The organism is Bacteroidales bacterium (assembly GCA_018334875.1).
In the GTDB taxonomy this organism is placed as follows: Bacteria; Bacteroidota; Bacteroidia; order Bacteroidales; family UBA12077; genus JAGXLC01.
Genome location: JAGXLC010000374.1, coordinates 1 through 4,017 on the forward strand (window position 1 = coordinate 1; position 4,017 = coordinate 4,017).

The 4,017-nt window shown below is 42.6% G+C and carries 5 protein-coding genes; all 5 read right to left on the reverse strand.

Going from position 1 to position 4,017, the window contains the following annotated elements:
• A partial coding sequence (locus tag KGY70_18280; protein ID MBS3777149.1) for a hypothetical protein occupies window positions 1-1,381 on the reverse strand: 1,381 nt, incomplete at its 3' end.
• Window positions 1,378-2,502 carry a hypothetical protein gene (locus KGY70_18285; protein ID MBS3777150.1) on the reverse strand — a complete coding sequence of 375 codons (1,125 nt, stop codon included), beginning with the start codon at window positions 2,500-2,502 and terminating at the stop codon, window positions 1,378-1,380. The genes KGY70_18285 and KGY70_18280, both read right to left, overlap by 4 nt.
• 15 nt (window positions 2,503-2,517) lie before the next feature.
• Window positions 2,518-3,303, reverse strand: a complete 786-nt coding sequence (locus tag KGY70_18290; GenBank protein ID MBS3777151.1) for a hypothetical protein — start codon at window positions 3,301-3,303, stop codon at window positions 2,518-2,520.
• A gap of 26 nt (window positions 3,304-3,329) precedes the next feature.
• Complete coding sequence (locus tag KGY70_18295; protein MBS3777152.1) at window positions 3,330-3,605, reverse strand: hypothetical protein; 276 nt, start codon at window positions 3,603-3,605, stop codon at window positions 3,330-3,332.
• Window positions 3,602-4,017, reverse strand: a 416-nt coding sequence (locus KGY70_18300; GenBank protein MBS3777153.1) for a hypothetical protein, incomplete at its 5' end; no start/stop codon positions are given. The genes KGY70_18300 and KGY70_18295, both read right to left, overlap by 4 nt.

The following is a 4,017-nucleotide window of genomic DNA, read 5'->3' on the forward strand; positions in this document are numbered from 1 at the left end:
GGAGACGGACTGGCCCGCTTATGGGTTGTTTTCCCGGCTGTGCCCTCACAGTTTGCTCAAATTGAGGCTCGATTGTTTCGGAAGGGGTAATGGGTCGCCCGGTAGATTCAGGGGCCTCTGTGGGCTTTGTTAGCTCTTGTGTTTTCTCCAGTATTTTTATTTCACCCGGCTTGCTAACTTCTTCCGAAGGTTTTACTCCCGGTTCAGGTGCAGGTTTAGGCTCGGTTTTTGTTTCCGGTCTTGCCTTTGTCTTTCTTTTACTTCGAACATATTCATTTATAAATTGTTCCATCTGCTCTTCATATCGGCCCTCTTGCTTTGCCTGTCTTGCTCTTTCCCTGAGAGCCTGTCCCAAACTCATATCTCCTTGTTTTACCCGTTCATTAATTTTTAATGTTTGGAGACCTCGTTCGCGACTAGATAAATTTTTCCACCAATTTGAAACCGTTCTGTCAGCAACCTGTCCTATTTTTCCAGCTAAAGCACCTTTTCCAATAAAATCCAATATTTCTATAGCTGTTTTAGCGTTATCGTTTAATTGTGATGGAGCAAGGTCAACAAGTCCTTTCCCCCCAAGCGGATGATATTTTTCGTTTTTGATTTTAGATACAGCAAGATTTTCAATTTCGTCTATGGCCATAAAAGAACTGAGACCGGCTATTACCCCTGTAGGATTTGTCATTAAACCCATTATAATTGGATAAGTAATTAACCCACTATAAAGCTCCATCGGTTTTGGTTGTGTTCGTAATCCTTCGGTCAGTTCATCGTAATGCTCAAGGACTATATGAGGGGGAATTCCGTTTTCTTGGGCCAGGGCAACAACATTTGCGCTTTTTTCCGGGCTTATACGAAAGGAGTCTTTTATTCGATTAATAGCTTTTTTAAACGCTGAGGGTGATTCTGCTTGTCGCCAAGAAGGCGTTCCCATTAATTCATGGTGAACAAAACCTTCAGAGTCAGGTGTTTTTTCTTTAGACTCAACCCTTTCTCCCTTACCTTCTAGGTCAGGCACAAGGCCGGTTCCGTATCTTGCTTTGTCGGGTTTTTTTTGCTCCCTTCCGGGCAGTTGGATTTCGGGGATTTTTAATGGGCTGTCCGGTTTGAAAGCCTCGAAATCTTGTTTTGAAACAAGTCCAACACCGGGCTCAGACTTTCCGGTAACAGTGTCTTTTATGGCCCCGGCAAAATCTTTGGCTTTTCCCAAAATCCCCTGTTCCGGTTCAGAAGACATAACTTCCGGCGAAAGGCCGATCTTTTCTCTAAAATCAGAATGGCTCACTTTGTCTTTATAAAATTTATTATAAAGCGCGCCGGCAAGTTCATCATCATCTATATTTTTATATGCCGGGTATTTTTCTTTAAATTCATCAAGATTCATTTGAAAAGTCCTAATGGATCATCAGTATCAACTTTATTCCTATCGATTGAATAAGCTCCTTCAGTTTCAAGGTCAATATCAAGAATTTTATTCATTTTATTCCGAAGATTTCTTAATTTCTGTAAATCAGATTTTGCTTTTTTCCGCATAGCCGCTGTTTTTCCGTTTTCTGCAATATTTCGCATATTGGTAAAGGCATTATCTAAAGTTCTTTTTACATCTTTTTCTGTAGATATACCGCCTTCTTCCCAATTATCAATCATTGCCCAAACATTCGTATCTTTTAATTCTTTATAATCATTTAAAATTCTATCTGCTCCTTTAGCATATAAATCCAATTTACGTTTTTGTTCAACTGAATCTGCACCTTTTCCTTTATCTTGCCAACGGGGGGCTGAAGCTGTTTCCCATTCTTTGGTTTCCGGGTTATAAGTTTTAGTAATTATTTTATCTCCTGATTCAATAGTTTTGGTCTCCCAAGGTTCTGGTTCCTTCTCTTCTGCGCCTGGTACTTCAAAAGATAACCCCAACTCGGCAGCTTTTCTCTGCTTTTCCTCTACCGTTGAATCCGGCGTCTTTGCATCCCACTCTTCAAGCGCAATAAACGAATCTGCCGAACCTGTTACCTTTACACCTTCCGGGGTTGTCATTGTCACATCATCACCTTCAGCCTTCATTTTGAACCCGAGATTTTGTTCTGCACGTTCCGAGGCTACATCGGGATTTATTTTAGACATTTCCAGCACTGTTTTCATTTCGTCTTTTAGAAGCTCACGTGCTTTTGTAGGGTCAACCTGAGCCCAAGCCTCTAATTGAGCCTGAAATGGTTGAAACTCTTGTTTTGGCAAATCTTCTTTCATACCTTCATATCCGCTCGGCCCTAATGCCATTTGCAGAGCATTGGCGTTTTTCGGCGTTTGTGCTGCTTGTTGCTGTTGCTGAACATACTGCTGCACCTGCTGCTGTTGCTGTGCTTCCCGCAAAGCATTCTTTATTTGCATTTCTTTAGCCTGATTTTGAAGCCTTTGCCCTCGCAAGGCAGGCATATTTGCAAGCACGTTTTGATAATTTTGAAATGCTTGCCGCATCGGGGCAAAAGTATCACTCATTCCGTTTGCCATTGTTTATCTCCTTATTTAACCATAAGCCTTGGGATATTTTTCTTTTATAACTGGGACATTTGATCCGCCTTGATTTTGAAGTGCCTGTATAGCCATCATGTTCATCGGCATAGCTCCAAGATTAGCCGACATATTGCCATAAATATTACCCTGGGTTAATGCGTTCTGCGCCCGAGCTTGCCCCATTTGCCCGTACAGATTTGACATGCCCCGCCCGAACTGACCCGCGGATTGCACACCTTGCGTTGCTGCTCCCTGTCCAATATTTGCCAAATTAGAAAGCCTATTATATTGATTGGCTCTTGTCCCCTGCAACATATTATATTGCTGTCCAAGGCGGCCATAACGCTGTTGTGTCATCTCCCCTGTCAAAGCCCTACGTTGATCGGCAAGGGCATTAATGGCCGGTCTACTCGCCTGGAGACCACGGGCCGCCATAGCCTTGTTTATAGCGTCTTCTCCCTCACTGAGCCGCCATTGATAGTACGGATCTTCTTCTAATGGCCTTTCAGTAAATTTAGCAAGTCTGTTATACACGCCTTCTTGCTCTGGCCCCATCATATCGGTTGCAGTGCGGTCATATCTACCGGTTGCCATAGCTCTTAAATCTGGCAATGCTTCATATCCGGCTTCCCGGAAGGGCCGTTGTAATTTCATTTGTTTTTCAAACATTTCTTTGCGAACATCAGCAGCATAGCCCATACCAGCGGTTTGTGCTTCTGCCGCGTCACTTGACCCTTTACTTTGTAGCAATCCCCCTGCTATAGAGCCAATCGCCGATGCTATTCCTGCTATTGCCATACCCCAAGCCATTTTATTACACTCCTTTACGTATGATTAAATAAAGTTCCAGTGCTTGTTGTTCCACCAGAATTTGTGCTTTTTATCATTAAATCTCCGGAATCACCACTGCCAGTACCATCACTTAACCATATTACAGCATCATCTGAATAAGGGTCATCCGGGTCTGCTGATAGTGCTTCCAGATATATTTTTTTTGTTCTGATAGTAAGAAATAATCCTTTATAAATTCTTTCAAACCATCCTTCCGCTTCTTTTGATACCTTCAACTCCTTTGGCGTTGGGCTGATATATTTTGTCATCTCGGAATTACCTCCACATATTCTTCGGCATCAGCAATTATGATGGGTACATTATCTGTCACAGACAATTCATACTGCCTTGACCGGTACATACCAAGCCTTCGTAATGTTACATACTGCTCGTTTTCACCAATTGAGCCAAGGTCTATATGCCGAGAATTGCCCCATACCTGACTGCCATCATCTCGCCATCGGAGCATCAACTCCGGCGTGGTATCGTCTGTAATATCGCCACGTTTTAGTCGAAGTCGAAGTTTTAAACTACGTTTTTTCAAGCCCGTGCCATGATCAATATATCCCGTTAACCACGCAGACCGCATTGTGTTATTATCATCTTTGTATTTATTGGAACGTACATAATAAATCTTACCGTTTTCGTGGTCGCCGATTAAATGAGTATTCCATTCCGCAA